Consider the following 23,418-nt stretch of genomic DNA (forward strand, 5'->3'; position numbering starts at 1 on the left):
GGAGTCCAGTCCGGCCCTCGACCTGGCTCTTGCCTGTGTGCGAGCACACGGCGCTGAATCACCCCGCCGGATAGCCCTCATACCCGACATTGGGCCAATGAAATCCGGTATAGGTCAGCATGGTCGCGAAACTCTCCAACCGCACCTGATGCCACCAGCCTATGGGCACGAACAGCAGGTCGCCCGGCGTCAGCAGCACCTCATAGCGCAGCACGTCCCGCGCCTGCGGATAGAGCGCCAGCCGCGCCTCGTCGGTGACGTCGCGCACCTCGCTGAAAACATGGGCCTTGTGCGCCAGCCGCCGGGTCTGGGACGGCGGGATCAGGATCACGCGCTTGGTCCCCGTAACCTGCGCCAGCATATTGTTGGTCAGGTCGAAATGCAGCGGCGTAAACGTGCCTTCTCCGCCAATCCACAGCATCCCCGGCGCGCGCGTGAGATAGGCGTTAAGATGCCCCAGGTCGGCTTGGAGCGGGGCCAGCGCCGGACCGTTGGCTGCGCTGTTATAGGCAGTCAGATAGGCGTTGTTGCCGCCATGACGCACCATCGCGATGAAGTCGCGGAAGCGGCCCCGCATCTTGTGCCGGTCCTTGGCCAGTTCATAATCGGCGGCCCGCGACCGGTCGCCCTGAAATTCGATCATCGCGTCGCCGACCGTTTCGGCGAGATAGTCGGGCGTCCATAGGTCCAGCGCGGGCCACCCCGCCATCGCGCCCTTGATGAGCACCGGCCGTCCGGGCGCGTAAAAGCTGTGCAGGAAATCCTCCCCCGACAGATGTTCCGCGGTCAGCAGGCCCGAAGCATAGGGCGACAAGGCGCGCTGCCGCTCCTGCACGTCGGCCAGCCAGTCGCGGCGTTTGAGCGCCAGCGCATCGTCGGGCGCTTGTGGCTTGGGGGCGGCCGTCGCTGGGCGGGGCGCTGCGCCAAAATCGATCTGCCGCAGCGCCATCTGCATCCGCATGTCATGGGCCTGGGCGGGAAGGGAAGGCGGACGCTTGCTCATGGCACCCCTTATCGCGCGATCATGACAGCGCTATTGCAGAAGATGACGGTTCGGTGACGGGCTATCCCAACGCTGTGAATTCAGGCCGGCTCGACCAGCGCCGCCTTCTTGCCCTGCGACCGCCCCAACAACACGCCACCCAGCGCCAATGCGAATCCGACAAGCTGGACCGGCCCCAGCCGCTCCTCGAACAACAGCCATGCCTCGATCGCGGCCAGCGGCGGGACCAGCAGCAACAGCATCGACATGCGCGTCGGCCCCTGATGCCGCACCAGCCACACCAGCAGCGACAGCCCCGCCGCTGACAGCCCCAGCACCGACCAGCCAAGCCCGATCCACAATATCGGCGCATTGTCCCAGCGATATTCCCCCACGATCAGCGTCGCAGCGATCGCCACCAGTGCCCCGCCCAGATTCTGCGCCGCGCCCGACATCAAAATCGGGTCGCCCGCAATCTGGCCGCGCTGGATCAGCGTCCCGCCGGTCATGGCGATCACCGCGATAACACCCGCGACCACCGGGATCAGCCCGATCGCCCCCGCGCCGCTCCGCTCCAGCGCGGGCAGCAGCACGCACACCACTCCGCCGATCGCGATCGCCAGGCCCGCCCAGTTACGCCCTGGCAACCGCTCGCCCAACAACGCGACGCTCGCCACCGCTACCATCAGCGGCTGCGTCGCGCCCAGCAGCGACATGATCCCGGCTGGCATCCCGCGGCTCACCGCCCACCAACTGACGGTCAGGTACAATCCATGCAGCATCGCCCCGGCCGCCAGATGCAGTCCCAGCCGCCGGCCCCGCGGCCACCCCTGCCGCGCATAGAGCGCCGCGCCGCCCAGCAGCAGAGTCGTTGCGGTCAGCCGCACCGCCAGGATCAACTCCGGCGCGCCATGCGGCACTACCGCCCGCGCGACGATGAAGCCGGTTGACCAGATCAGGACGAACAGGATGGACGCGACAATACCGAACATCCGCCGCCTTTGAAGGAAGGGCAGGGCGATGTCGAGCAGGCGCAAAGGAGGATGGACGGAGGTTTGCCCTCTCGCCCCGGTCCATCAGGCGGGTAGGCAGGCGATCCGCCTTGGTTATCGCGGCGGCGTCGTCTCCTGCGATTAGGGGATAAGGGCCATCGTCGCCGCCTGGATCATCTGCCGGTGCGCGTCACTGCCGCGCGCCACGTCCGGCCAAGGCTGGCCGGTCGCCGATCCGCGGCTCTCATGCCATATCTTGCCGGCGACAAGGTCGATCTCCTCGTCTGTGGGCTGATGTCGGTCAGCCAGGCATCGCATCAAAAGTGCATGAAAAATCTCGCCGGAATTCGTCTGAATGCGGTCCATGGGCATCCTCTCCTGGCTTCGATGTTTCTCGAATGCCGTGGCGGCAGATGCCCGATTTCCCGCCGTTCGTCAATGAAGGGGGGCGCGCGCCGCGAAATGCCTATTCCCGCCCGGCCCGGATCGCCGCCCCGCCCGCGAACGGCGTGATCGCCACCAGCAGCAGCGACGCCGCGCCCAGGAACTTCAGCGCCGCGCCGCTGCCATCGCCCAGCGTCCCCGCGCCAAAGATCAGCAGCGGCACCGCCAGCGGCAGCGCCAGCAACCCGGCCAGCGCCCCGCTCGATCGCAGCCCGGCGGTCAGCGTCGCGACCAGCAGCCCCAGCGCCGCCAGCGCGGGCGTTCCGATCAACAGCCCGATCTCCAGTCGCACGATGATCGCGCCGTCCAGCTTCAGCAGCGCTGCGGCGGGCAAAGTGGCGATCATCAGCGGCGGGCCGAAGCCCAGCCAGTGCGCCGCCAGCCGCGCGATTACGACCATTTCCTCGCCAATGCCGCGCAGCGCGATCTGGTCCAGCACGCCGCCATCCCTGTCCGGCGTGACCAGCCTATCGACCGGCAGCAGGCTGGCGAGCAGCGCGGCGATCCACAGCATCCCGCCCCCGGTCCGCCCCAGCAGCGCCGCATCCGGCCCGACCGCAAAGGGATAGAGGCTGGCGACCAGCAGCAGGAAGGCGACCGGCAGCCACAGCCCTGCCGATGCCCAGGCCTGGCGCAAATCCCGCGCGGCGAGCAGCCAGAGCAGCCTCATGCCGCCTCTTCCCCGTAATCGGCCAGCGCCAGCGTAACCGGCGCATCGATCGGCAGCGGCTGGTGCGACGCGGCCAGCACGATTCCGCCCGCCGCCAAATGCGCTGCCACCGCGGCACCCAGCAGCGCTGTCGACGCCGTGTCGAGCCCATTGCCTGGTTCGTCCAGCAGCCATACGCCAGCGCCGCTGGCGATCACCCGCGCCAGCATCGCCCGCTTGCGCTGCCCGGTGGACAGCATCCGCACCGGCACGTCGGCCAGCGGCGTCAACGCCATGGCGTCCAGCGCGCGGGCGACGGCTTGCCCATCGGCCCGGTCCAGTTTAGCCCAGAAATCCAGCGCCCGCGCCAGCGGCGCCTCCATGTCCAGCGCCAGCCGCTCGTCGGTCAGCGCGATGCTACCCGTCCGCTCCACCGTACCGGCAAAGGCGGGCAGCAGCCCGGCGACGACCCGCAACAGGCTGGACTTGCCCACGCCATTGGGGCCGGTCAGCAACGCGCCGCCGCCCGCCGCCAGCGCCAGGTTGACGCCCCGGAACAGCATCCGCCCCCCGCGCAGGCAGGCCAGGTTGGTCAGGCGCAGCGCCGCCCCGGTCATGAGGCGACCATATCCTCCAGCACATGCATGTCGATGTCGGACAGGCCGAAATGATGGCCGATCTCATGCACAACGACATGGGTGATGAGCGCGTCGAGCGGCACGCCGGTTTCGACCCATTCGTCCAGCAGCGGACGGCGGAACAGATGGACGGTCGGGGGTATGTCCCCGGTCTGCGCCTCTTGCCCCACCGGACGGCCGCTATACAGGCCGGTCAGCCCAAACGGGTCGTCAATCTCCATCTCCTTCAAGATGTCCGCGGGCGCGAACTCCTCCACGAACAGGACGACATCGGACAGATGCGCGTTGAACGGGTCAGGCAGGCGACTGAGCGCTTCCAATGCGAGCGCCTCGATCTCCTGGGGGGTTGGGGCGAAGCGGGGCGGTTGACCGGGATGCGACATGCCTGCCACATACCGCATGGTATTTCATGAGGATAGGGACATGATTGGTAAACTCAGCGAAGAGGATCGCGCCGTGGCGTTGGCCGAACTGCCGCAATGGACCGCCGTGGCGGAGCCGGACGGGATATCGCGCCGCTTCACCTTCACCGATTTCGTCGGCGCTTTCGGCTTCATGACGCGGGTCGCGATCTTGGCCGAAAAGGCGGATCATCATCCTGAATGGTCCAACGTCTATAACCGGGTGGATATCATTCTCACCACCCATGACGCCGGCGGCCTGTCGCAACGCGACATCGCTCTCGCCCACGCGATCGACGCGCTGGCGCACTAAGGTCGCTGAATAAAATGGACAACTCTGGTTTAAATCATCCGTTCGCCCTGAGTAGCCATTGAGCTTGTCGAAATGGCGTATCGAAGGATGTCGCGCAGCGTGCCTTCGATACGGGCCTTCGACTGCGCTCAGTCCCTACTCAGGACGAACGGTTATTTAAAGTTGCCAAGCCTTAATAGTTCGACACGCCCTCGATCCGCTCCTCATAGCCGCGCAACGCCGCCGTCACCGATCGATCGCCCGCATAGCGCCGCCGCAACATCGCCAGCTTGGCATCGGTGCCGCTGCACAATTCGGCGATATTCTCGGCGATATAGGCGCGCCGTTCCGCATCATAGGGTTCTTCGCCGCGGAAATGGTCGCACCCGTCGCGGTCCACCATGAAGGTGGTGACTTCCTGCGGGAAGGGCAGGGCCGACCCGCCATCATCCGACGGCGGCAGGTCCAGCGCGTTGCGCGGCGCTGGCTGCGCGCGCACCGTCACGACCGGCGACGCCTTCACTGGCGCGACGACGGGTTCGACGGGGGGCAGCAGGGGGGCGGGTTCCGGCGCGATCGTGGCGACGGTTGTGATCGGTTGCGACGGGCCATTGTCGGCCTGCGCACTGTCTGCGGACGAGTCGCGACAGCCGGCGACCAAGGCCAGCATCAGTACCACAGGAACCAGACCCAAACGCCCGCTCACCCGATCTCCTTCCGCAAGCTGGCGATTAAATCGGCTACATGGGGCAGCCGCGACTCTTCTTCGTCCAGGATCGCCAGAAACGCCGCCCGCCTATAGTCCGCCAGCGTTTCGGGCGAAAGACGGCTTGCTGCGGGCATTGCCGAAATCACGATGTCCAGAAGCCGCTCGGCACCGTGCAGCCGGCCCCACAGATAGTCATTCTCGCGATAGACCCTGCTAAAGAACGCACCGAAGTTGTTGAATTCAATGCCCTTGAGTGTCGCACTCGCGCCGCCGCTACGGATTGCGCCGCAATCCTCCGGCGAAATCCGGTCGACCTTGACTGGATCATATTCATCCAGAGTGTCACCCTGGAGCAACGGTAGCGTAGCGATATCGGTGAAAGGGAAACCCAGATAGGCGAGCAGCATCGTGCGCCGCCCCGCCTTGGGCAGCGCCGCCAGCGCTTCGGCCAGCATCAGGTCGGCTGCCTCGTCCCGCGCTTTCAGCCCGCGCGCCTGCGCCACCGCGGCCAGCGCCGTGGCGGCATCCGTCGGCACCGCCTTGGCCGCCGCGACGACGTCGGCGTCATGGAAATCGCTATCCTCGCATTCGGCATAGAGCGTCAGCGCGCCATAGATGGCGTCGTGCATCCCCAGCACCGCGGGATCGTCGACTTGTGCCGCCAGTTCCAGCGTATCGGCCAGCCGCCGCGCCAGATAGCGCAGGCGGCGGATGCGGAAGGCCAGGTCATGGGCGCGAAAGGAGGCGACGGGGGCGGAGGCCGAACCGCTCTCCGCGCTTAACTGGTCCGCGCCATTCTTGCGAATATCGGCCCAGATCGCCTGACGATAGCTTTCGCGCATCATCGCGCTGTCCTCGCCGCTCAGGCGGAACAGCAGCGAGCAGAGCGATTCGACGATGCCCGATAATTTGAGATGGCCATAGGCCGGATAGGCGAAGCCCGCCGCGCTCGCCGCCCGCTGCTGCGCCTTGGCGCGCCAGGCGGACAGGCGTGCGGGCGTCGGCCGGTCCAGAAACAGCATCTTGCCGATCGCGCTTTCTACCTCCGCCTCGATGCCTGGGCGCAGCGCGTCCAAGATACGCCGCATCCTCCGGATGCGCGTGCTGTGCCGGTCGATCGCCTCCAGATTGTCGCGGATCGGCTGTTCGCGCGGAATGTCCGACAGCGCACCGAAAATGGTGCGGAAGAAACCGGGCAGCGGTGTGTCCGCCCCGGTCGGCGCATCCTGCTGCTCGCCTTCCTTGTTCAGGCGGATGGAACGGTGCCCCGGCTTGGGATCGATATAGACGAAGCGCCGGTCCACCTCGCGCCGCGACGGCCGATTACGCAGCGCGCCGATCGCCTGGGCGAAGGGGGCGTTGGCCAGCACCGACCCGTCGATCAGGACCGCGTCCTCCGCCGTCCCGCGCGCGGCATGGCGGGGCAGGGCGCGGCCCAGAAAGGCGTCGCGCGTCGGCCATGCGCGATGGCGGCGTTTGAGCACCCGGTCCAGCTCGCGCACGGTGAAGGGCGGGAAGGCGCCGGGGAAGCTGGCGGTCGCGCGCGCCGCAAACACCAGTTCGGCCGGATCGGCGAACGGCCGCTCCCCCCGCCCGCGCGCCTTGAAACCGATCGACAGCCGATGTTCCGTCTCGATCACCTGCGCCGGGCTGTTGAGGTTCAGGCTTTGCGGATGCCCTTCGAAATCGGTGACGGTCACGAACAGGTCGAGGGGATGCCCGTCGGGCAGCAGCGGCGGCCCATTCCCCGACGCCGCCATCGCATCGAAGGCATCGATCAACATGGTGGAGAATATTTCCCCGCCAAAGGGCGGCTCGAACCAGCGCGACCGGATGAAGCGGGACAGCTTCATCCGCACTTCCTCGCGCGTGTCCGGGGCTACGGTGCGCTCCACCGCATCGCCCGGCCGCCGCGCCGCCATCCACACGAGCGGCGTCGCCCAGAATTTGGTCATGGCGCGGGCCGGGCGCGCATCGGGGTCCAGCAACCGGTCGACATCGGCATTGTCCAGCCACATGGTCGTCAACGGCTCCAGCGACTGGCCCGTCTCGATCGCCTGCGCCAGGAAGATGCCGTTGATACCGCCCGCGCTGGCCCCCGCTATGATGTCGGGCATGACGCGCAGCCGAACGCCGCTCGCCGCCTCCATCGCCGCCAGCACCTGCGCATAGACCGCCTCGCTGCCGCCGCTGGCCGGCACGCCTTCATGGAAGGCGCGGCTGGCGCGGGCCAGATGCCACACCTCCTTGGTGATGCCATGCATGTAGATCGCCAGGCTGATGCCGCCATAGCAGACCAGCGCAAGCCGCAATTCCCGCTCCTTCATGGGGCGAACGTCGCAGAGGGTGGCGGACTTGTCGAGGCCGACAAGCCAAGTTCCGTTCGTTTCGAGCGAAGTCGAGAAACCGAAGCGCAGACGTTCCTCGACTTCGCGCGAAACGAACGGATGCAGTGACTACCCAACCGAAAACTCCGCCCAGATCGGCAGATGGTCCGACGCCTTTCTTGCCGCACCGCTTTCATGGACGCCGCAATCCTTGAGCGTCAGACGCTCGCAATGCATGATCCGGTCGAGCCGCGCCACCGGCCGCCGCGCATGGAAGCTGCGGCCGCACGGCGCGAAACTATAATGGCGCGCAAAATCGGCCAGGCAGCCGCGCCCGGCGCTCCATTCGTTGAGGTCGCCCATCAGCACCGTGGGCATCGCCACGCCCTGCGCCGCGGCATGGATGACCGCCGCGGCCTGCTTGCGTCGCCACAGGCCCGACAGGTCGAGATGCATGCCGAACACGCGCACGCTCGCGCCGCCCGTCGTTACTTCCGCCATGGTCGCGCCGCGCGGCTCCAGATAGGGCAGGTGCAGCACGTCATGCGCGCCCAGTTCAGCGCTCTTGCGCACCAGCAGCGCATTGCCGTGCCAGCCCATCGAATCGGCCTGCACGTCCAGCGGCACCGCTTTATAGTCGCTCTGGCTGTCCATCAGCCGCGGCGGGATTGCCGCCGATCGCACGCCAAAGCGCCGGTCGGCCTCCTGCAATGCGATAATGTCGGCATCGACTTCCGCCAGCACCTCAAGCACCCGTTCGGGCATCCGCCGCCGGTCGGTGCCTATGGCCTTGCGGATATTATAGCTCGCGACACGGATTGTTTTCATGGCCGTAACAATGCGCCAGCGCGCCGGATGTTTCCAGTACCCGCCGCGATGTTCTTGCATTGTTCGCGCTTGCCCGCCATATCGGTGCCATGGCCAAGGTAAAGCGCAAATTCGTCTGTCAGCAATGCGGCACCGTTGCGGCCCGCTGGCAGGGCCAGTGCGAGGATTGCGGCGAGTGGAACAGCATCGTCGAGGAAGCGGCCGAAACCGTCTTTTCCTCGCGCCACGACCTGCAAAATGGCGGCCGCGCGATCACGCTGATCGGTCTAGACAGCAAGATCGAACTGCCGCCGCGCACCAGCACCGGCATCGCCGAATTCGACCGGGCGCTGGGCGGCGGCATCGTCGCTGGCTCCGCCACCCTGATCGGTGGTGATCCGGGCATCGGCAAATCGACGCTTTTGCTCCAGGCCGCGGCGCGCGTCGCCGCGCGCGGGCTGTCGGTGGCCTATATCAGTGGCGAGGAAGCGACCGACCAGGTCCGCCTGCGCGCGCAGCGACTGGGCCTGGGTAACGCCCCGGTCATGCTCGCCAGCGCGACGTCGGTGCGCGACATCCTGACCACCCTGAGCGAAGGGCAGCCGCCCGCCCTGCTGGTGATCGATTCGATCCAGACGATGCATAGCGACCTGATCGAGGGCGCGCCGGGCACCGTCAGCCAGGTCCGCGCCTCGTCCCAGGAACTGATCAAATTCGCCAAGCAGCGCGGCACTGCGCTGATCCTCGTCGGCCATGTGACCAAGGATGGCAGCATCGCCGGCCCGCGCGTGCTGGAACATATGGTCGACACCGTGCTGGCGTTCGAGGGCGAACGCAGCCACCAATATCGCATCCTGCGCGCGATCAAGAATCGCTTCGGCGGCACCGACGAGATCGGCGTCTTCGCCATGGTCGCCGAAGGATTGGAGGAGGTCGCCAATCCCTCCGCCCTGTTCCTGACCCAGCGCGACGAGACAGTGACGGGTGCCACCGTCTTCCCCGCGCTGGAAGGGACACGCCCGGTCTTGGTCGAAATCCAGGCGCTGGTCGTGCGCTTGTCCAGCGGTGCCACGCCCCGGCGCGCAGTGGTCGGCTGGGACAGCGGGCGGCTGGCCATGGTGCTGGCCGTGCTGGAGGCGCGCTGCGGCCTCAGTTTCTCGACCTGCGAAGTCTATCTGAACGTCGCGGGCGGCTATCGCCTGTCCGATCCCGCCGCCGATCTGGCCGTCGCCGCCGCCTTGGTATCGGCGCTGTCGGAAAAGCCGCTGCCCTCCGACGTCGTCCTGTTCGGGGAGATTGCGCTGTCGAGCGAGATCCGCCCCGTCGCCCACGCCCCGCTGCGGCTGCGCGAATCGGCCAAGCTCGGCTTCAACCGCGCCTTCATCCCCGCGGCTGCGGCCGATGGAGTGAAGGGAATCGCGGTCAGTGGTTTCCGCACCCTCGCGCAGCTTGTTGACCAGATGCTGGGACGCGGATAGCCACAGGCGCAATGAACGCCATCGACATATCTGTCCTGCTCGCCATCGGCGGTTGCGCTATATTGGGCCTCATGCGCGGTTTCGTGCTGGAAACCCTCTCGCTCATCGCCTGGGTGCTGGCGATCTTCTGCATCCGCCTGTTCCACGCCTCGGTCGCCGAAGTGCTGACACCCTTTATCGGCACCGCCAGCGGCGCGGCGATCCTGGCGCTGGCGCTGGTGTTCGGCGTGACCTTCGGCGCGGGCAAGATGATCGCCCACGTCATCGGCCGCCGCACCCGCCAGTCCGTGCTCGGGCCTGTTGATCGCGTGCTGGGCGCTGGCTTCGGCGCCGTTAAGGGCCTGATCGGCGCGACCCTGCTCTTCCTCGCCTTCAGCCTGGTCTATGACACTTTCTACGGCAGCGGCGCGCGTCGCCCGGACTGGCTGTCGGACGCCCGCACCTATCCGCTACTCAACGCCAGCGGTCAGGCGATCAGCGAATTTCTGGCCGAACAGCGCGCGAAAAAGCCGGTTGTTGAGGATAGGTGAATGAGATTCGTTCGTCCTGAGTAGCCATTGAGCGAAGTCGAAATGGCGTATCGAAGGATAGGGCTTGGCACTGATGCTTCGATACGGGCCATCGACAAGCTCAGGCCCTACTCAGCACGAACGGATGATGTGGAGCAATAGAAGGACAGCCTCACAGCCACCCCTTCTCCCGATAGGCCGCCGCCGTCGCTTGCAACCCGTCCTGTGTCTTCACCTGCGGCAACCATAGCCGCTTGGGCGGTTGCTTGCGCTTCGCCACCACCCAGTCGGGATGGCAGAAATAATCGACCCGGTCGGGGGTCAGCTTCGCGTTCTTGCCGCGCACCATCCGGTCGGTCCGCGCCGCGACGTTCAACAGCCATTCCGGCGTGGCGAAAGTCCGCACCGCCCGCCCGACCGCCCGGCCGATCGCTGACCCAAAATCCCGATGATCCCATCCGCCCGGCGTGCCGTCATCCACCTCATAGGTGCGCGTCAGGCTGTTCTCGCGTTCCTGCGTCAACGCCAGCAATAGCGCCGCCAGATCGCTTACATGGATCACCGACAGCCGCCCGCCCGGCGGCAGCAGCATGACGCCGCGCTTGGCCATGCGGAACAGTTCCAGCATCTCGCGGTCGCCCGGCCCGTAAATGGCGGGCGGGCGCACGATCGTCCAATCCAGGCCGCTCGCCTTCACATGTTTTTCGGCCAGTTCCTTGGACCAGCCATAATCGGACAAGCCCGGCTCCCGCGCCGCCAGCGACGACACATGGATCAGTCGCTTGATCCCGCGTTTGCGCATCGCATCGACCACCGCCATGGTGCCACGCGCATTGCCCGCTTCAAACCCCTCGCGGTCGGGCGCGTTCACCACGCCTGCGATATGGATCACCGCATCGGCGTCGCGCACCAGCGTATCGAGCGCGGCGCTATCCTCCAGCGACCCATGCACCCATTTCAGCCTGGCGCGCGGCGGCTGCGCCCGACGGGTCAGCGCGTTGATGCGCAGCCCGTCGCTCAGCGCCTGCTCCAGCGTCTCGGCACCGACGAATCCCGTCGCGCCGGTCATGGCAATTCGCATCTGCTGCATGTCTCTCAGACCATCGCCATATGGTCGCGATGGACCAGCACCGATCGCGGCATTTCGCCCAGCAACGCTGCGATGTCGTCGCTGCGTTTGCCTGCGATCTTCGCCGCGGCCTCGCTGTCATATTCGATCAGCCCGCGCGCGATCACCCGGCCATCCTGCGCCACGATATCGATCACGTCGCCCCGATCGAACACGCCCTCGACACTGGCGACCCCGGCGGGCAGCAGGCTGTTGCCCTTGCCCAGCGCCTTTTCCGCCCCCGCGTCGACGATGATCCGCCCGCGCGTGGTCAGACGCCCGGCCAGCCAACCCTTGCGCGCGCCTTTGCCTTGTGCGGCCAGGAAGATCGACCCCTTGCCGCCACCCGCCCAACGCGACAGCGGCGCATCGACTTCGCCCGAAATGATCGCCAGATGCGCGCCCGCGCCGGTCGCGATCCGCGCCGCCTGGATCTTCGACACCATGCCGCCCGATCCCATGCCGGATGCCGACCCGTCATCGGCCATCGCCGCGATCCGCGCGTCGATCGTCTCTATCGTTTCAATCAGCATGGCGCTCGCATCGGCGTGCGGGTTGGCGGTGTAAAGCCCGTCGACATCGGAAAGCAGCACAACCGCGTCAGCCCGTGCCGCCTGTCCGATGCGCGCCGCCAGCCGGTCATTGTCGCCGAAACGGATTTCAGCCGTCGCCACGCTGTCATTCTCATTGACCACCGGCACGACATTCAGCGCCATCAGCCGCTCCAGCGTCGCCGAGGCATTGAGGTAGCGGCGGCGATTTTCCAGGTCGTCCAGCGTGACCAGCATCTGCGCGGCGGTGATGCCCTTTTCATCGAGCAGGCTGGCCCAGCATTGCGACAAAGCGATCTGCCCCGTCGCCGCCGCCGCCTGCGCATCCTCCAGCGACCCGCGTCCCCCCTTGGGCAGCTTCAGCCGCCGCGCGCCCAGCGCGATCGCGCCCGACGACACGATGATGACCTGCTGGCCCGCCGCCCGGCGTGCCGCAACATCGGAAACCAGCGTGCGCAGCCAGTCCACCCGCACTGCGCCGGTTGGATCGACCAGCAGCGCCGACCCGATCTTAACGACCAGGCGGCGGACCAGGGCAGGGGGGAAACCGGAAAGGGGAGAGGTCACAGGCAAATGGTCCGTTCGGTTCGAGCGAAGTCGAGAACCGTCATGCACCCGCGTCTCGACTTCGCTCGCAGCGAACGGGTGTCATGCACATCGCCTAGATCGGCGACCACGCTCCGTCGCTCTCTTTTCCCGCCTCCTCGGAAGCCTCACGGGCATCCTCGTCCATCATCAGCAGCACCGCGTCGAGCAGCAGGCCCACGCCCTCGCCGGTCGCGCCGGAAATGATGAACACATCCTCCACGCCCGCTTCGTCGCGCAACTGGTCGGCGATGTCTTCCATCAGCTCCTGCCCAAGCAGATCGCCCTTGTTGAGCACCACGATCTGCGGCTTTTCGTCCAGCCCTTCGCCATAGGCGGCCAGTTCTTCGGTGACGATGTGAAACGCTTCGACCGGATCGTCGACGGTGGCGTCGATCAGGTGCAGCAGCACGCGACACCGTTCGATATGGCCCAGGAAGCGGTCGCCGATGCCCACGCCCTCCGCCGCGCCCGCGATCAGGCCCGGAATGTCCGCCAGCACGAATTCGCGATCCTTGTGCAGCACCACACCCAATTGTGGCTTGGTGGTGGTGAAGGCATAGGCGCCGACCTTCGCCTTGGTGTTGGTAACCTGGTTGATAAGCGTCGACTTGCCCGCATTGGGCATCCCTACCAGGCCGACGTCGGCTAGCAGCTTCAGCCGCAGCCATACCCACAGTTCCTGGCCCGGCCAGCCCGTGCCATGCTGGCGCGGCGCGCGGTTGGTGCTGGTCTTGTAGGACATGTTGCCCCGGCCACCGTCGCCGCCGCGCAGGAAGGTGACGCGCTGCCCGACCTCGGTGAAGTCGGCCAGCACGTCCTGATCCTCATAATCAGGAATGCCGTCCTCGTCCTCGCTGCCTTCGATCGGCTTGGGGTCGGACAAGATCTGCGTGCCCACCGGCACCTTGATGATCAGATCCTTGCCGCCCGCGCCATAGCGGTTCTTGCCCATGCCGGGCGTGCCGCGCTGCGCCTTGAAATGCTGGGTGTAGCGGAAGTCGATCAGGGTATTGAGGCCCTGGACCGCTTCGAAGATGATGTCGCCGCCCTTGCCGCCGTTACCGCCGTCGGGGCCGCCATATTCCTCATATTTTTCGCGACGAAAACTGACCGCGCCGGGGCCGCCCCAGCCGGATTTGATGTAGATTTTGGCTTGATCGAGAAAATGCATGGGCGGCCCATAGCGCCATCCGGGCAATAATTAAACCTTAGCTTGCGCCGCCATCGCCGCGGCCTCCTGCATCAGCGCGAATGTCAGGCTGCGCGTGGCGATTTCGCGCGCTTTTTCGCGCGGCAGGGCGAGCGCGGCAGCCATCGCCCCGCCCAGCTGCGAATCGCCCAGCGCCAGCAGGACGAGCATCAGCGTATTGTCGCGGATCAGTTCGGCCAGATGCGGGGTCCGCGCGGTCGCCGCCAGTTTGTCGACCAGCCGGTGGATCGCCTCCACCACCGGGTCCAGCGCATCCTCATTGCCCGACGCCAGCATCCAGCTTGCCAGCGCACCCGCACCCTCCCGGTCGAACGCATCGAACGTCATGTCGACGATGGTGCGCGGGCTGACCTCGCCGCGTCGCGCCGCATCCACCGCCTCGCCGATCTTGGTGGTGATCGTGTCGGCCAGATGCGCCGCCAGCGCTTTCTGCAATCCCGCGGCCGATCCGAAATGGTGCAGCAGATTGGCGTGGGTGCGCCCGACCCGCCCGGCCACGGCCTTGAGCGTCACCGCCTGCGGCCCCGACTCGATCAGCAGATCGCGGGCCGCCTCCACGGCGACAAGGCGGCTTTCATCCGGGCTAAGACGCGCGCGCTTTATTGACATGATTGTAAGCAACTCTTATTTACATCAATGTAAGTAACGACCGGAGACATATCCATGACCCCGACCGACCTCACCATAACGCCCCGCGACCGCCGTTTCGGACGGGATCGCGTGACGGCGCGACATTGGCTGAACGGCGATCCGATCGCCACGGCTTTCTTCAATGCGCTGTCGATCACCTTCCCGCGCGGCGAAGCCTATTTCATCGATAGCGTTCGCACTTTCCGCGATGGTGTTCCGGCCAGGCTGGCGGGCGAGATCGCCGCTTTCACCAAACAGGAAGTCGTCCACAGCCGCGAACATCTCGCCTTCAACCGGCAGGTGACCGACCATGGCTATGACGTGTCCCGCCTCGACGCCGACGTGACGATGATGTTGGACCTCGCCAAACAACGCCCGCCGATCGCCAGCCTGGCCGCGACCATGGCGCTGGAGCATTTCACCGCCATCCTCGCCCATGAACTGCTCAGCGACCCGCGCCATCTAGACGGCGCCGACCCGGAAAGCGCCGCCCTGTGGCGCTGGCACGCGATCGAGGAGATCGAGCATAAGGGCGTGGCGCACGACACCTGGGTCCATGCCACGCGCGACTGGAGCCGGTTCAAGCGCTGGTGGGTGAAGACCGCTATGATGCTGGTCGTGACGAAGCATTTCCTCCACCACCGCGCCCGCGGCATGATGGACCTGCTGCGGCAGGACGGTGTTACAGGCTATCGGGCCTGGGGCGGGTTGCTGCGTTATGCGCTGGTCCGGCCGGGTATAGTGCGCCGGGTGGCGCGGCCGTGGCTCGGCTATTTCCTGCCCGGCTTCCATCCGTGGCAGGTCGACGACCGCGCACTCATCGCCCTGGCCGACAGCCCCTATGCGCATGCACGGCAAGGCGGCGTACTCCCCTCCGCCGCTTGACCGAAAGAAAGCGGAGCGCTCTTATCGGCGCATGACCGATGCCCCCACACTCGAAACTATTCGCTTGGTCCTCCGCCCTCACCGGGTCACTGATTATGCCGCCTGCGCGGCGCTGTGGGCCGATGCAGACGTCGTCCGCCACATTGGCGGCGTCCCGCTCGACAGGCAGGCGGTCTGGTTCCGCATCCTGCGCTACGCCGGCATGTGGTCGCTGCTCGGCTACGGCATGTGGGTGATCGAGGAGCGCGACAGCGGCGCCTTTCTGGGCGAAGCGGGACTGCTGAATGCCGAAAGAGGCCTTGCCGAACTGGAAGGCGTGCCGGAAGCCGGTTGGGTGCTCGGCCCGCAAGCCTGGGGCAGGGGGATCGCCACCGAAGCGATGCAGGCGATCCTCGCCTGGAGCGACGCCCATCTCGAAGCGCCCTCGCTCCGCTGCATCATCGATCCGGGCAATGCGGCGTCGATCAAGGTTGCGCAGAAGCTGGGCTTCCAGGCGCTGACCGACACGCAACTGGGCGGAAAGCCGACGCGCGTGTTCGATCGGCCCAAGCATCCTCCCCAATGACGGGGAGGCGGCTGTTCACGCCGCCATCGGGACTACAGCATCGCGATAAAGGTCCATCGCCGGATCGTTGCTTTGTCGACCCGCATCGCCTTCTTCGAACAACAGACAATCGACCAGGGCGTCGCGGCCCAGGCTGTAGCGCTGCGTGGTCTGTCCGCTGAAACGGAAGCCCAGCTTGCGCAGGACATTGCCCGACGCGCGATTGTCGGCAAAGTGGCTGGCGCGGATATCGCGCACGCCATTGGCGCGCGCCATGCCCAACACGGCGCGCGCGGCTTCAGTGGCAAACCCCAGCCCCCAGTAGGGACGGGCGATCCAATAGCCGAGTTCCGGCGCGCCATCCTCGTCCAGATGCACGCCGCATCCGCCGACCAGGCGCGGTGCGCCCTGGGTGCGGGTGAACGCCAGCAGGCGCGGCAATTGCGGATGCTGCGGCAGCGCTAGGAACGCCTGCGCATCGTCCAATCCATAGGGGCTGGGCGCGTGGGCCAGATTGCGCAGGATTGCGGGGTCGCCGATGGCCTGGGCCAGCGTGGCGGCATCTTCCATCCAGCCCGGACGCAGGAGCAGGCGGGGGGTACGGGCAAACATTCTCGTCTCTCCTCTTATCAGCGCGCTTAGCCGCCAATCATGACGACTTCGCGACGCATTGTTCTGGATGGTTCCCCGCCCGCAAGACGCGCGAGAAGGCGTGGAGTTCCAGAGGCTTGAGGGAAATCGGAAGAGAACTGCACCCTTGTCGGTCGGCCGCGTTCCGGCAAAGAACGGGCAACGGAAAAAGGGGCGCTCCCATGAAAGGAGCGCCCCTTGTTTCCCTCGAAAACCGGCGGTTGCTGTCAAAGCCCTACCGGGAGGATCGCCCCTATTGTGGGGGACGATCCGTCATCGATCGTCCGTTATTCGGCTGCCAGGGCCATTGCGTCGACCGACACATATTTGCGGCCGAGCTTGCCGGTGTGGAATACCACGCGACCTTCGTTCAGCGCGAACAGCGTGTGGTCCTTGCCGATGCCCACATTGCGGCCCGGATAGACGCGGGTGCCGCGCTGGCGAATGATGATGTTGCCGCCGATCACTTCCTGACCGCCGAACTTCTTCACGCCAAGGCGCTTCGACTCAGAATCGCGACCGTTACGCGACGAACCGCCAGCTTTTTTATGTGCCATTGTCTAAACTCCTGGAATATTCTGGCGCGAAGCGATCAGGCTTCGGCAGCAGCCGGCGCTGCGTCTTGGGTCGTGGCAGCGGCCTTGTCGGCCTTCTTGCTTTCGCCACCGATCGACAGGATCCGCAGGATCGTGTGATTCTGGCGGTGGCCGTTCTTGCGGCGATAATTGTGACGGCGGCGCTTCTTGAAGACGATGACCTTCTCGCCCTTCGCCTGCGCGATGATTTCCGCCGCAACGGTCAGCTTGGCTACGTCCTTCAGGTCGCCGCCTTCGCCGGCCAGCAGGACATCACCCAGCGTCACCTGGTCGCCGGCTTCGCCAGCCATCTTTTCAACGACGATCTTGTCTCCGGCGGCGACGCGATACTGCTTGCCGCCTGTGCGCACGATAGCGAACATGGCTTGTCTCTTCTCGTTCAAATCTGCTTTACGCAGATCACCAAAGACATGACGCCTTAGCCGACCCGCGCGGGAATGTGGCCCGTTAGTGGAATGACTCGCACCTGTCAACCGATGGCGGCGCAGGACGGGGGTGGTTTTCCGGCTTTATCATGCCTATCTTGGCGGCAGATAAGGGAATAGCGACTATATGCGGCACGCCACGGGGCAGGGATGGAACGGGAAGGGCGCAACCCTGCGCCTGCCTGTCCTTATCGCCTTGTGGACGCTGATTCTGGTCACCTTGCTGTCCGCGCTGGCACCGCTTGGGCCACCGCTCAGCCGCGCGACCGGCTCGGCTTTCAATCCCGCCACTACCGATGTCGTGCTCAAGGCGCGCACCCAGGCGGTGTCGCCTGTGGTGGCGGCACCGCGCCCCGATGGCGACGGCACGCCACCCCTGATTCTGGCCCTCGCCGTCGCTATCATCCTGTTGGTCGGCCGGCATGTCCGGCCGATCGACCCTGCGGCTCGTTTTTCCCAAACCCCCCGTTCCTACGCCCCGGCGCGCACCCGTCGCGCCCGCGCGCCGCCCGCCGCTTCCTGACGATTCGCTTCTCCGCCCGCGCATCCCCGCGGGCTTTCGTCGGAAGAAGGAGCATCCCATGGCTCGCAGGAAAGCACGGCGCACCCGTCGCCGCCCGCCCTGGTGGTTCATGCCCGCCGTCATGTCCGGCCTCGCCGCCGCCGCCGCCGGTCTGTCCGCGGTGATGATGACCGTCGTAGAATAATCATGTTAGACTGCCCGGCGGCTCGGTTGAACCCGCGCCGTCGGCAGCCGCGTATCGAAAGCCACCCATGCCCCATCACACGCCCCTCATAGGCACTATCGTCGCCGGCCTTGTCGTCGCCTTCATCATGGGCGCCATCGCCCATCGCCTCAAACTCTCGCCGCTGGTCGGCTATCTCGTCGCCGGCATCATCGTTGGTCCCTTCACCCCCGGCTTCGTCGCCGATGCGGGGCTGGCCAACGAACTGGCCGAAATCGGCGTCATCCTGCTGATGTTCGGCGTCGGCCTGCATTTCTCGCTCAAGGATCTTCTGTCGGTCAAGAATATCGCGGTCCCCGGCGCGCTGGTGCAGATCGCGGTCGCAACCTTGCTCGGCATGGGCTTGTCTCACCTCATGGGATGGCCGCTGATGGGCGGGATCGTGTTCGGCCTCGCGCTCTCGGTCGCCAGTACCGTCGTGCTGCTGCGCGCCCTCCAGGGGGCCAATCTGGTCGAAACCCGGCGCGGCCGAATCGCGGTCGGCTGGCTGATCGTGGAGGATCTGATGATGGTCCTCGCGCTCGTCCTGCTGCCCGCGCTGGCCGCCGTCATGAACGATGCGGATTCAGGGGCCGGGGCATCTGCGCTCATCGCGCCGCTGGTCGGCACCCTGCTCAAGGTCGCGGGCTTCGTCGCGCTGATGCTGGTAGTGGGCCGCCGCGTCATCCCCTGGGCGCTGCACTGGGTCGTCCACACCGGATCGCGCGAGCTGTTCCGCCTCGCCGTCCTGGCCATCGCGCTGGGCGTGGCATTCGGCGCGGCCTATGCGTTCGACGTGTCGTTCGCCCTGGGCGCTTTCTTCGCCGGCATGATCTTGGGCGAAACCCCCTTGAGTCGCCGCGCGACCGAAGAAACCCTCCCCCTGCGCGACGCCTTCGCCGTGCTGTTCTTCGTGTCGGTGGGCATGTTGTTCAACCCCAGCGTGCTGTGGGAACAGCCGCTGCCGCTGCTGGCTACCGTCGCGATCATCGTCGTTGGCAAATCGATCGCCGCTTATGCGATCGTTCGCCTGTTCCGCTACCCCAACGACACCGCGCTGACCATCGCGGTCAGCCTGGCGCAGATCGGAGAATTTTCGTTCATCCTGGCCTCGCTCGGCGCAGGGCTTGGCGTCCTCCCCGCCGACGCCCGCGACCTGATCCTTGCCGGTGCGATCGTGTCGATCTTCCTCAATCCAATCCTCTTTTCGTTGGTCGTGCGCGACCGCAAGCAGGAGGAGGTGGACGATGAGGCCGCACGGGTCGCCGCGGCTGGGCCGGCGGTCGGCCACATCATCCTCATCGGCTATGGCCGGGTGGGCAAGCTGATCGCGCTCGGCCTCACCCAGCGCGACATCCCCTTCATCGTGATAGAGGATGACCCCGAAAAGGCGGAAGAGGCGCAGGAGGCCGGCCTGTCCGTCGTGCGCGGCAATGCGCTGGAGGACCGCAATCTCAACGCCGCCGGCGTGACCAAGGCGCGCCGCCTGCTGATCGCGGTGCCCGAAGGCTTTGAGGGCGGGGCGATCCACGAACATGCCCGCCATCTCAATCCCGATCTGGATGTCGTCGCCCGCGCGCACAGCGATGCAGAGGTCGATTATCTCCAGGGCCTGGGCGTCCCTCATGTCGTGATGGGCGAACGCGAACTGGCGAGCCGGATGCTGAAGCTCTGCGGGGCGGCCTAGTCGAGTGAAGACAGGAACCGCGCCGCCTGTTCCCGCGTGGCGGCGCGGTCCTGCTCGTCCATCCTAGCCCAGTTGCGGTACGGCATGGCGAGCCGGACATTGCGTCTCAGCAACGGCTCGTTGCGCGCCAGAAAATCCCAGTAAAGCGCGTTGAACGGGCAGGCATCCTCGCCGACCCGCTGCTTCACGTCATAGCGGCATGTGCCGCAATAATCCGACATCCGATTGATGTAAGCGCCGCCCGCGGCATAGGGTTTCGACGCCAGCAGGCCGCCATCGGCGAACTGGCTCATGCCGATCGTGTTGGGCAGCTCGACCCATTCATAAGCATCGGCATAGACTTCCAGATACCAGACATGGACCTGATGCGGGTCGATGCCCGCCAGCATCGCGAAATTGCCGGTAATCATTAGCCGCTGGATATGATGGGCATAGGCATGGTCGATCGTCTGGCCGATCGCCTGGGCCATGCAATGCATGTCCGTCTCGCCGGTCCAGTAAAAGCCGGGGAGGGGGCGGGTGGCCCCCAGCGCGTTGCGCCGCGCATAGTCCGGCCCCTCATGCCAATAGATGCCGCGCACATATTCGCGCCAGCCGATGATCTGTCGGATGAACCCTTCCGCGCAATTGAGCGGCACCTTTCCCGCCCGATAACGCGCCTCGACTTCCCGGCACAGCGCCAGCGGATCGAGCAGCCCGGCATTGATATAGGGCGACAGGATCGAATGCCACAGGAACGGCTCGTCCGTCAGCATCGCGTCCTGATAATCGCCGAACCGCGGCAGCGCCTCGTCCAGAAAGCGCCGCTGTTGCCGCATCGCGTCCTCATGCGTCACCGCGAAATGGAAATGGCCCAGGCTGCCGATATGATCGGCAAACCGCTCCGCCACGATTCCCAGCACATCCTGCGTGATCGCATCGGGACGAATGCGGATCGGCTGTGGCATCAGCAAGTCGCGCCCCGGCGCTGGTTTGCGATTGTCCGCGTCGTAATTCCATTCGCCGCCTTCGGGCTTGCCCTCCGCCGTCATCAGCAGGCCGGTCTTGCGCCGCATGTCGCGATAGAAATACTCCATCCGCAACTGCTTGCGCGCGGCTGCCCAGGTGTCGAACTCCGCATGGGAGCACAGGAAGCGATCATCCTCATGGATCACAACCGGCAGCCCAAAGCGCGTCTCCCACGCCTCCAGCATCGCCTGCACCCGCCATTCCCCGGCCTCGGTGACGTGAATGGCGGCCGGCTTGTGCCGCTCCACGGCGCGGGCGACTTCGCTGGTGAAGCTGCCGCTATTGGCGGGATCGTCCAGCGTCACATAATCGACGGTCCACCCCATCGCGCGCAACCGATCGGCATGATGGCGCATCGCGGACAGGATGAAGGCGATCTTGGCCTTGTGATGGCGGACATAGCTGGTTTCGTCCGCCACCTCCATCATCAGCACGACGCTGCGCGCCTTGTCGGCTGCGCGCAGCGACGCGATGTCGGGCGTCAACTGGTCGCCCATTATAGGAATAAGCAAAGGGCCGTCGGTCATGCGGGATGCAATGAATGACGGCCCTGTTGGCTCCTAGCTGTCTTAAAGGGATTTAACCCCGGCTGCGCGGCGGGCCCTTGCGCGGGCCACCAGCGCCTGCACCCTTGAACGGGCGCGGGCTATGCGGCGCAGCGCCACCGCGCGAACCGGCACCCGGACCGCCGCGGGGCGGACCGCTGCGGTTGGGGCGGGCGTCGTTGGACGGGCGCAGCTGGCGACGATTTTCCCGTGCTTCCTCGCGGGGTGCGCCGTCAACGGGATCGAACATCACGTCCGCACCCTCGTCACCCGCCTCGCCGGAACGACGCACAGCCGCCAGGAACTTGGCCGAAATCGCCTTGGGGATTTCGAACATCGTTTCACTGGCGGTGATGCGGATCGCGCCGATATCGCCGCGCGACACATGGCCACGACGGCAGATCAGCGGCAAAATCCAGCGCGGATCGGCATTCTGGGTGCGGCCGATATTCATGCGGAACCACTGGGTATCCTCAAAGCCCGGACGCGGTCCGTCACGGCGCGCCGGCGCTTCGCTGGCGTCCAGCAATTCTTCGGGCGCGGGCATGGCGGATCGGGCGCTCTTCACCAGCATCGCGGCGATTTCCTTGGCGCTCTTGGCCTCCAGCAACTCGGCACCCAGCGCCCAGTCGGACTCTTCCAGTTCCACCGGCGCCAGCAACTGCGCGCGCAGACGCTCGCCATCCTGCTGGGCAATCGCTTCCTTGCTCGGCGCTGTCGTCCATTCGACCGGGATCTTCGCGCCCTTCAGCATCGATTCGACGCGGCGGCGACGCGGATAGGGCACGATCAGCACGGCCGTTCCCTTCTTACCCGCGCGACCGGTGCGGCCCGACCGATGCTGCATCGTCTCGGCGTCGCGCGGCAACTCGACATGGACCACCAAGGTCAGCGAGGGCAGATCGATGCCACGCGCCGCGACGTCGGTCGCCACGCACACCCGCGCCCGCTTGTCGCGCAACGCCTGCAACGCCTGGTTACGCTCATTCTGGCTATGCTCGCCCGACAGCGCCACGACGGCAAAGCCACGCTCGGTCAGGCTGGCATGCAGGTGGCGGACATTGTCGCGCGTGGCGCAGAACAGCATGGCCGTTTCCGCCTCATGGAAGCGCAACAGATTGACGACGCTGTTCTCGATGTCGGCCGGCGCCACGGTCATCGCCTGATAGCTGATATCGCCATGGCCGCGCTCACCGGCGGCCGACGTGATCTGGAATGCGTCCTTCTGGTAACGGCGGGCCAACTGCACGATCGGCTTGGGCATGGTCGCCGAAAACAGCAGGGTGCGACGGCCATCGGGCGTGGCGTCGAGAATGCCTTCCAGGTCTTCGCGGAAACCCATGTCGAGCATCTCGTCCGCTTCGTCCAGCACGGCGGTCTTGAGCGCCGACAGGTCGAGCGCGCCACGCTCCAGATGGTCGCGCAGACGGCCCGGCGTGCCGACCACGATATGCGCACCCTGCGCCAGGGCGCGGCGTTCCTTGGCGGCGTCCATGCCGCCGACGCAGGTGGCGATGCGGGCGCGGGCGCCAGCATAGAGCCATTCCAGCTCGCGGCTGACCTGCAACGCCAGTTCGCGCGTCGGCGCGATCACCAGCGCCAGTGGCCAGGCGGCCGGGGGCAGCCGATCGGCGTCGCCCAGCAATTCGCTGGCCATGGCCAGGCCGAACGCGACGGTCTTGCCCGAACCAGTCTGCGCCGACACGATCAGGTCGCGGCCAAAGGCCTCTTCCTGCGTCACTTCGGACTGGACCGGGGTCAGCGCTTCATAGCCCTTGGTGGTCAGCGCCTGGGCGAGCAGGGGGTGGAGAGTGTCAAATGCCATGTTCTTGTTTTTCCATCGGATAAAGCGACCCGCCTTCTTCCGACGGAATCAACATAACCTTTCTCGCTGCCGCGTGAGCGCGATCAGCCGGTGCGTCAGGTCATCTCGCACCCGTTCAGGTTGGTAATCCAACCGCCGCTTGTTCAGAGCGGCCAGGGAAGCAGGCAAAATGCCTGTCTCCCAAATAAGAAAGCCTCCTTCCCGCGTTCCCGAGGAAGGAGGCTTGCCCTAAT

The 23,418-nt window shown here is 66.1% G+C and carries 26 protein-coding genes; 8 read left to right on the forward strand and 18 right to left on the reverse strand.

The genetic code is table 11. From position 1 onward, the window contains the following. Positions 1-58: 58 nt before the first annotated feature. The 6 genes from HHL08_RS14740 to HHL08_RS14765 all read right to left on the reverse strand — a co-directional run bounded on the left by HHL08_RS14740 (position 59) and on the right by HHL08_RS14765 (position 4,106). Positions 59-1,003 carry a cupin-like domain-containing protein gene (locus HHL08_RS14740; RefSeq protein WP_169573912.1) on the reverse strand — a complete coding sequence of 315 codons (945 nt, stop codon included), beginning with the start codon at positions 1,001-1,003 and terminating at the stop codon, positions 59-61. Between the two features lie 80 nt (positions 1,004-1,083). Next, positions 1,084-1,974, reverse strand: a complete 891-nt coding sequence (locus HHL08_RS14745; RefSeq protein WP_169573913.1) for a DMT family transporter — start codon at positions 1,972-1,974, stop codon at positions 1,084-1,086. 141 nt (positions 1,975-2,115) lie between these two features. Next, complete coding sequence (locus HHL08_RS14750) at positions 2,116-2,340, reverse strand: hypothetical protein (protein WP_169573914.1); 225 nt, start codon at positions 2,338-2,340, stop codon at positions 2,116-2,118. A gap of 100 nt (positions 2,341-2,440) precedes the next feature. Beyond that, positions 2,441-3,088 carry a heme exporter protein CcmB gene (locus HHL08_RS14755; protein WP_169573915.1) on the reverse strand — a complete coding sequence of 216 codons (648 nt, stop codon included), beginning with the start codon at positions 3,086-3,088 and terminating at the stop codon, positions 2,441-2,443. Continuing rightward, the gene (ccmA, locus tag HHL08_RS14760) at positions 3,085-3,684 is read right to left on the reverse strand and encodes a heme ABC exporter ATP-binding protein CcmA (RefSeq protein WP_169573916.1); all 600 of its coding nucleotides are present in this window, start codon (positions 3,682-3,684) and stop codon (positions 3,085-3,087) included. The genes HHL08_RS14755 and ccmA overlap by 4 nt, the downstream gene beginning before the upstream one ends. After that, positions 3,681-4,106, reverse strand: coding sequence for a metallopeptidase family protein (locus tag HHL08_RS14765; protein WP_169573917.1), 426 nt, complete (start codon positions 4,104-4,106; stop codon positions 3,681-3,683). The genes ccmA and HHL08_RS14765 overlap by 4 nt, the downstream gene beginning before the upstream one ends. 22 nt (positions 4,107-4,128) lie before the next feature. On the opposite strand from HHL08_RS14765, the gene HHL08_RS14770 reads away from it, so the two are divergent. Further along, positions 4,129-4,419 carry a 4a-hydroxytetrahydrobiopterin dehydratase gene (locus HHL08_RS14770; protein ID WP_235955070.1) on the forward strand — a complete coding sequence of 97 codons (291 nt, stop codon included), beginning with the start codon at positions 4,129-4,131 and terminating at the stop codon, positions 4,417-4,419. Between the two features lie 172 nt (positions 4,420-4,591). Here HHL08_RS14770 and HHL08_RS14775 read toward each other — a convergent pair whose 3' ends face one another. The 3 genes from HHL08_RS14775 to HHL08_RS14785 all read right to left on the reverse strand — a co-directional run bounded on the left by HHL08_RS14775 (position 4,592) and on the right by HHL08_RS14785 (position 8,262). Next, entirely contained in the window at positions 4,592-5,071 is a 480-nt protein-coding gene (locus tag HHL08_RS14775; RefSeq protein ID WP_169573990.1) for a hypothetical protein, read from the reverse strand. Between the two features lie 29 nt (positions 5,072-5,100). Next, complete coding sequence (locus tag HHL08_RS14780; protein ID WP_169573919.1) at positions 5,101-7,434, reverse strand: patatin-like protein; 2,334 nt, start codon at positions 7,432-7,434, stop codon at positions 5,101-5,103. 129 nt (positions 7,435-7,563) lie between these two features. Continuing rightward, positions 7,564-8,262, reverse strand: a complete 699-nt coding sequence (locus HHL08_RS14785) for an endonuclease/exonuclease/phosphatase family protein (protein ID WP_169573920.1) — start codon at positions 8,260-8,262, stop codon at positions 7,564-7,566. Between the two features lie 89 nt (positions 8,263-8,351). Here HHL08_RS14785 and radA point away from each other — a divergent pair, with 89 nt between their 5' ends. Next, positions 8,352-9,719, forward strand: coding sequence for a DNA repair protein RadA (gene radA / locus HHL08_RS14790; protein WP_169573921.1), 1,368 nt, complete (start codon positions 8,352-8,354; stop codon positions 9,717-9,719). An 11-nt stretch (positions 9,720-9,730) separates the two neighbouring features. Then, entirely contained in the window at positions 9,731-10,249 is a 519-nt protein-coding gene (locus HHL08_RS14795) for a CvpA family protein (protein ID WP_169573922.1), read from the forward strand. A 151-nt stretch (positions 10,250-10,400) separates the two neighbouring features. On the opposite strand, the gene HHL08_RS14800 is transcribed toward HHL08_RS14795, so the two are convergent. The 4 genes from HHL08_RS14800 to HHL08_RS14815 all read right to left on the reverse strand — a co-directional run bounded on the left by HHL08_RS14800 (position 10,401) and on the right by HHL08_RS14815 (position 14,294). Beyond that, positions 10,401-11,297 carry an NAD-dependent epimerase/dehydratase family protein gene (locus HHL08_RS14800; RefSeq protein ID WP_169573991.1) on the reverse strand — a complete coding sequence of 299 codons (897 nt, stop codon included), beginning with the start codon at positions 11,295-11,297 and terminating at the stop codon, positions 10,401-10,403. A gap of 26 nt (positions 11,298-11,323) precedes the next feature. Then, entirely contained in the window at positions 11,324-12,454 is a 1,131-nt protein-coding gene (proB, locus tag HHL08_RS14805) for a glutamate 5-kinase (protein ID WP_169573923.1), read from the reverse strand. 94 nt (positions 12,455-12,548) lie between these two features. Beyond that, positions 12,549-13,646 carry a GTPase ObgE gene (gene obgE / locus HHL08_RS14810; protein WP_169573924.1) on the reverse strand — a complete coding sequence of 366 codons (1,098 nt, stop codon included), beginning with the start codon at positions 13,644-13,646 and terminating at the stop codon, positions 12,549-12,551. Positions 13,647-13,676: 30 nt separating this feature from the next. Next, positions 13,677-14,294, reverse strand: a complete 618-nt coding sequence (locus HHL08_RS14815) for a TetR/AcrR family transcriptional regulator (protein WP_169573925.1) — start codon at positions 14,292-14,294, stop codon at positions 13,677-13,679. 54 nt (positions 14,295-14,348) lie between these two features. Here HHL08_RS14815 and HHL08_RS14820 point away from each other — a divergent pair, with 54 nt between their 5' ends. Continuing rightward, positions 14,349-15,200 carry a metal-dependent hydrolase gene (locus HHL08_RS14820; RefSeq protein WP_169573926.1) on the forward strand — a complete coding sequence of 284 codons (852 nt, stop codon included), beginning with the start codon at positions 14,349-14,351 and terminating at the stop codon, positions 15,198-15,200. Between the two features lie 31 nt (positions 15,201-15,231). Next, complete coding sequence (locus tag HHL08_RS14825) at positions 15,232-15,765, forward strand: GNAT family N-acetyltransferase (protein WP_169573927.1); 534 nt, start codon at positions 15,232-15,234, stop codon at positions 15,763-15,765. 15 nt (positions 15,766-15,780) lie between these two features. Here HHL08_RS14825 and HHL08_RS14830 read toward each other — a convergent pair whose 3' ends face one another. The 3 genes from HHL08_RS14830 to rplU form a co-directional block, all read right to left on the reverse strand. After that, entirely contained in the window at positions 15,781-16,356 is a 576-nt protein-coding gene (locus HHL08_RS14830) for a GNAT family N-acetyltransferase (RefSeq protein ID WP_169573928.1), read from the reverse strand. Between the two features lie 305 nt (positions 16,357-16,661). Next, positions 16,662-16,931 (reverse strand): 50S ribosomal protein L27, encoded by a 270-nt coding sequence (rpmA, locus tag HHL08_RS14835; protein WP_169573929.1) that lies wholly within the window; start codon positions 16,929-16,931, stop codon positions 16,662-16,664. 35 nt (positions 16,932-16,966) lie between these two features. Beyond that, positions 16,967-17,332: a 50S ribosomal protein L21 gene (gene rplU / locus HHL08_RS14840; RefSeq protein WP_169573930.1), complete on the reverse strand. Its 366-nt coding sequence runs from the start codon at positions 17,330-17,332 to the stop codon at positions 16,967-16,969. Between the two features lie 190 nt (positions 17,333-17,522). Between rplU and HHL08_RS14845 the strand changes: the two genes are divergently transcribed. The 3 genes from HHL08_RS14845 to ybaL all read left to right on the forward strand — a co-directional run bounded on the left by HHL08_RS14845 (position 17,523) and on the right by ybaL (position 19,807). Then, a complete protein-coding gene (locus HHL08_RS14845; RefSeq protein WP_169573931.1) occupies positions 17,523-17,918 on the forward strand; it encodes a hypothetical protein in 396 nt (131 codons plus the stop codon). Between the two features lie 58 nt (positions 17,919-17,976). After that, positions 17,977-18,102, forward strand: a complete 126-nt coding sequence (locus HHL08_RS25940) for a hypothetical protein (RefSeq protein ID WP_268932716.1) — start codon at positions 17,977-17,979, stop codon at positions 18,100-18,102. Between the two features lie 67 nt (positions 18,103-18,169). Next, positions 18,170-19,807, forward strand: a complete 1,638-nt coding sequence (gene ybaL, locus HHL08_RS14850; protein WP_169573932.1) for a YbaL family putative K(+) efflux transporter — start codon at positions 18,170-18,172, stop codon at positions 19,805-19,807. Here the strand turns inward: ybaL and HHL08_RS14855 are convergent. Further along, positions 19,804-21,342 (reverse strand): cryptochrome/photolyase family protein, encoded by a 1,539-nt coding sequence (locus tag HHL08_RS14855; protein WP_169573933.1) that lies wholly within the window; start codon positions 21,340-21,342, stop codon positions 19,804-19,806. The genes ybaL and HHL08_RS14855 overlap by 4 nt on opposite strands. Positions 21,343-21,394: 52 nt before the next feature. Further along, positions 21,395-23,185, reverse strand: a complete 1,791-nt coding sequence (locus tag HHL08_RS14860; RefSeq protein WP_169573934.1) for a DEAD/DEAH box helicase — start codon at positions 23,183-23,185, stop codon at positions 21,395-21,397. Positions 23,186-23,418: the final 233 nt, after the last annotated feature.

The sequence above is a fragment of the Sphingobium psychrophilum genome (genome assembly GCF_012927105.1).
In the GTDB taxonomy this organism is placed as follows: Bacteria; Pseudomonadota; Alphaproteobacteria; order Sphingomonadales; family Sphingomonadaceae; genus Sphingobium; species Sphingobium psychrophilum.

Bases quoted from the DNA above. Each gene is read 5' to 3' on its own strand.
- HHL08_RS14740 (WP_169573912.1), bottom strand. From the start codon at position 1,003: ATGAGCAAGCGTCCGCCTTCCCTTCCCGCCCAGGCCCATGACATGCGG.
- HHL08_RS14745 (WP_169573913.1), bottom strand. From the start codon at position 1,974: ATGTTCGGTATTGTCGCGTCCATCCTGTTCGTCCTGATCTGGTCAACC.
- HHL08_RS14750 (WP_169573914.1), bottom strand. From the start codon at position 2,340: ATGGACCGCATTCAGACGAATTCCGGCGAGATTTTTCATGCACTTTTG.
- HHL08_RS14755 (WP_169573915.1), bottom strand. From the start codon at position 3,088: ATGAGGCTGCTCTGGCTGCTCGCCGCGCGGGATTTGCGCCAGGCCTGG.
- ccmA (WP_169573916.1), bottom strand. From the start codon at position 3,684: ATGACCGGGGCGGCGCTGCGCCTGACCAACCTGGCCTGCCTGCGCGGG.
- HHL08_RS14765 (WP_169573917.1), bottom strand. From the start codon at position 4,106: ATGCGGTATGTGGCAGGCATGTCGCATCCCGGTCAACCGCCCCGCTTC.
- HHL08_RS14770 (WP_235955070.1), top strand. From the start codon at position 4,129: ATGATTGGTAAACTCAGCGAAGAGGATCGCGCCGTGGCGTTGGCCGAA.
- HHL08_RS14780 (WP_169573919.1), bottom strand. From the start codon at position 7,434: ATGAAGGAGCGGGAATTGCGGCTTGCGCTGGTCTGCTATGGCGGCATC.
- HHL08_RS14785 (WP_169573920.1), bottom strand. From the start codon at position 8,262: ATGAAAACAATCCGTGTCGCGAGCTATAATATCCGCAAGGCCATAGGC.
- radA (WP_169573921.1), top strand. From the start codon at position 8,352: ATGGCCAAGGTAAAGCGCAAATTCGTCTGTCAGCAATGCGGCACCGTT.
- HHL08_RS14795 (WP_169573922.1), top strand. From the start codon at position 9,731: ATGAACGCCATCGACATATCTGTCCTGCTCGCCATCGGCGGTTGCGCT.
- HHL08_RS14800 (WP_169573991.1), bottom strand. From the start codon at position 11,297: ATGACCGGCGCGACGGGATTCGTCGGTGCCGAGACGCTGGAGCAGGCG.
- obgE (WP_169573924.1), bottom strand. From the start codon at position 13,646: ATGCATTTTCTCGATCAAGCCAAAATCTACATCAAATCCGGCTGGGGC.
- HHL08_RS14815 (WP_169573925.1), bottom strand. From the start codon at position 14,294: ATGTCAATAAAGCGCGCGCGTCTTAGCCCGGATGAAAGCCGCCTTGTC.
- HHL08_RS14820 (WP_169573926.1), top strand. From the start codon at position 14,349: ATGACCCCGACCGACCTCACCATAACGCCCCGCGACCGCCGTTTCGGA.
- HHL08_RS14825 (WP_169573927.1), top strand. From the start codon at position 15,232: ATGACCGATGCCCCCACACTCGAAACTATTCGCTTGGTCCTCCGCCCT.
- HHL08_RS14830 (WP_169573928.1), bottom strand. From the start codon at position 16,356: ATGTTTGCCCGTACCCCCCGCCTGCTCCTGCGTCCGGGCTGGATGGAA.
- rpmA (WP_169573929.1), bottom strand. From the start codon at position 16,931: ATGGCACATAAAAAAGCTGGCGGTTCGTCGCGTAACGGTCGCGATTCT.
- rplU (WP_169573930.1), bottom strand. From the start codon at position 17,332: ATGTTCGCTATCGTGCGCACAGGCGGCAAGCAGTATCGCGTCGCCGCC.
- HHL08_RS14845 (WP_169573931.1), top strand. From the start codon at position 17,523: ATGCGGCACGCCACGGGGCAGGGATGGAACGGGAAGGGCGCAACCCTG.
- HHL08_RS25940 (WP_268932716.1), top strand. From the start codon at position 17,977: ATGGCTCGCAGGAAAGCACGGCGCACCCGTCGCCGCCCGCCCTGGTGG.
- ybaL (WP_169573932.1), top strand. From the start codon at position 18,170: ATGCCCCATCACACGCCCCTCATAGGCACTATCGTCGCCGGCCTTGTC.
- HHL08_RS14855 (WP_169573933.1), bottom strand. From the start codon at position 21,342: ATGACCGACGGCCCTTTGCTTATTCCTATAATGGGCGACCAGTTGACG.
- HHL08_RS14860 (WP_169573934.1), bottom strand. From the start codon at position 23,185: ATGGCATTTGACACTCTCCACCCCCTGCTCGCCCAGGCGCTGACCACC.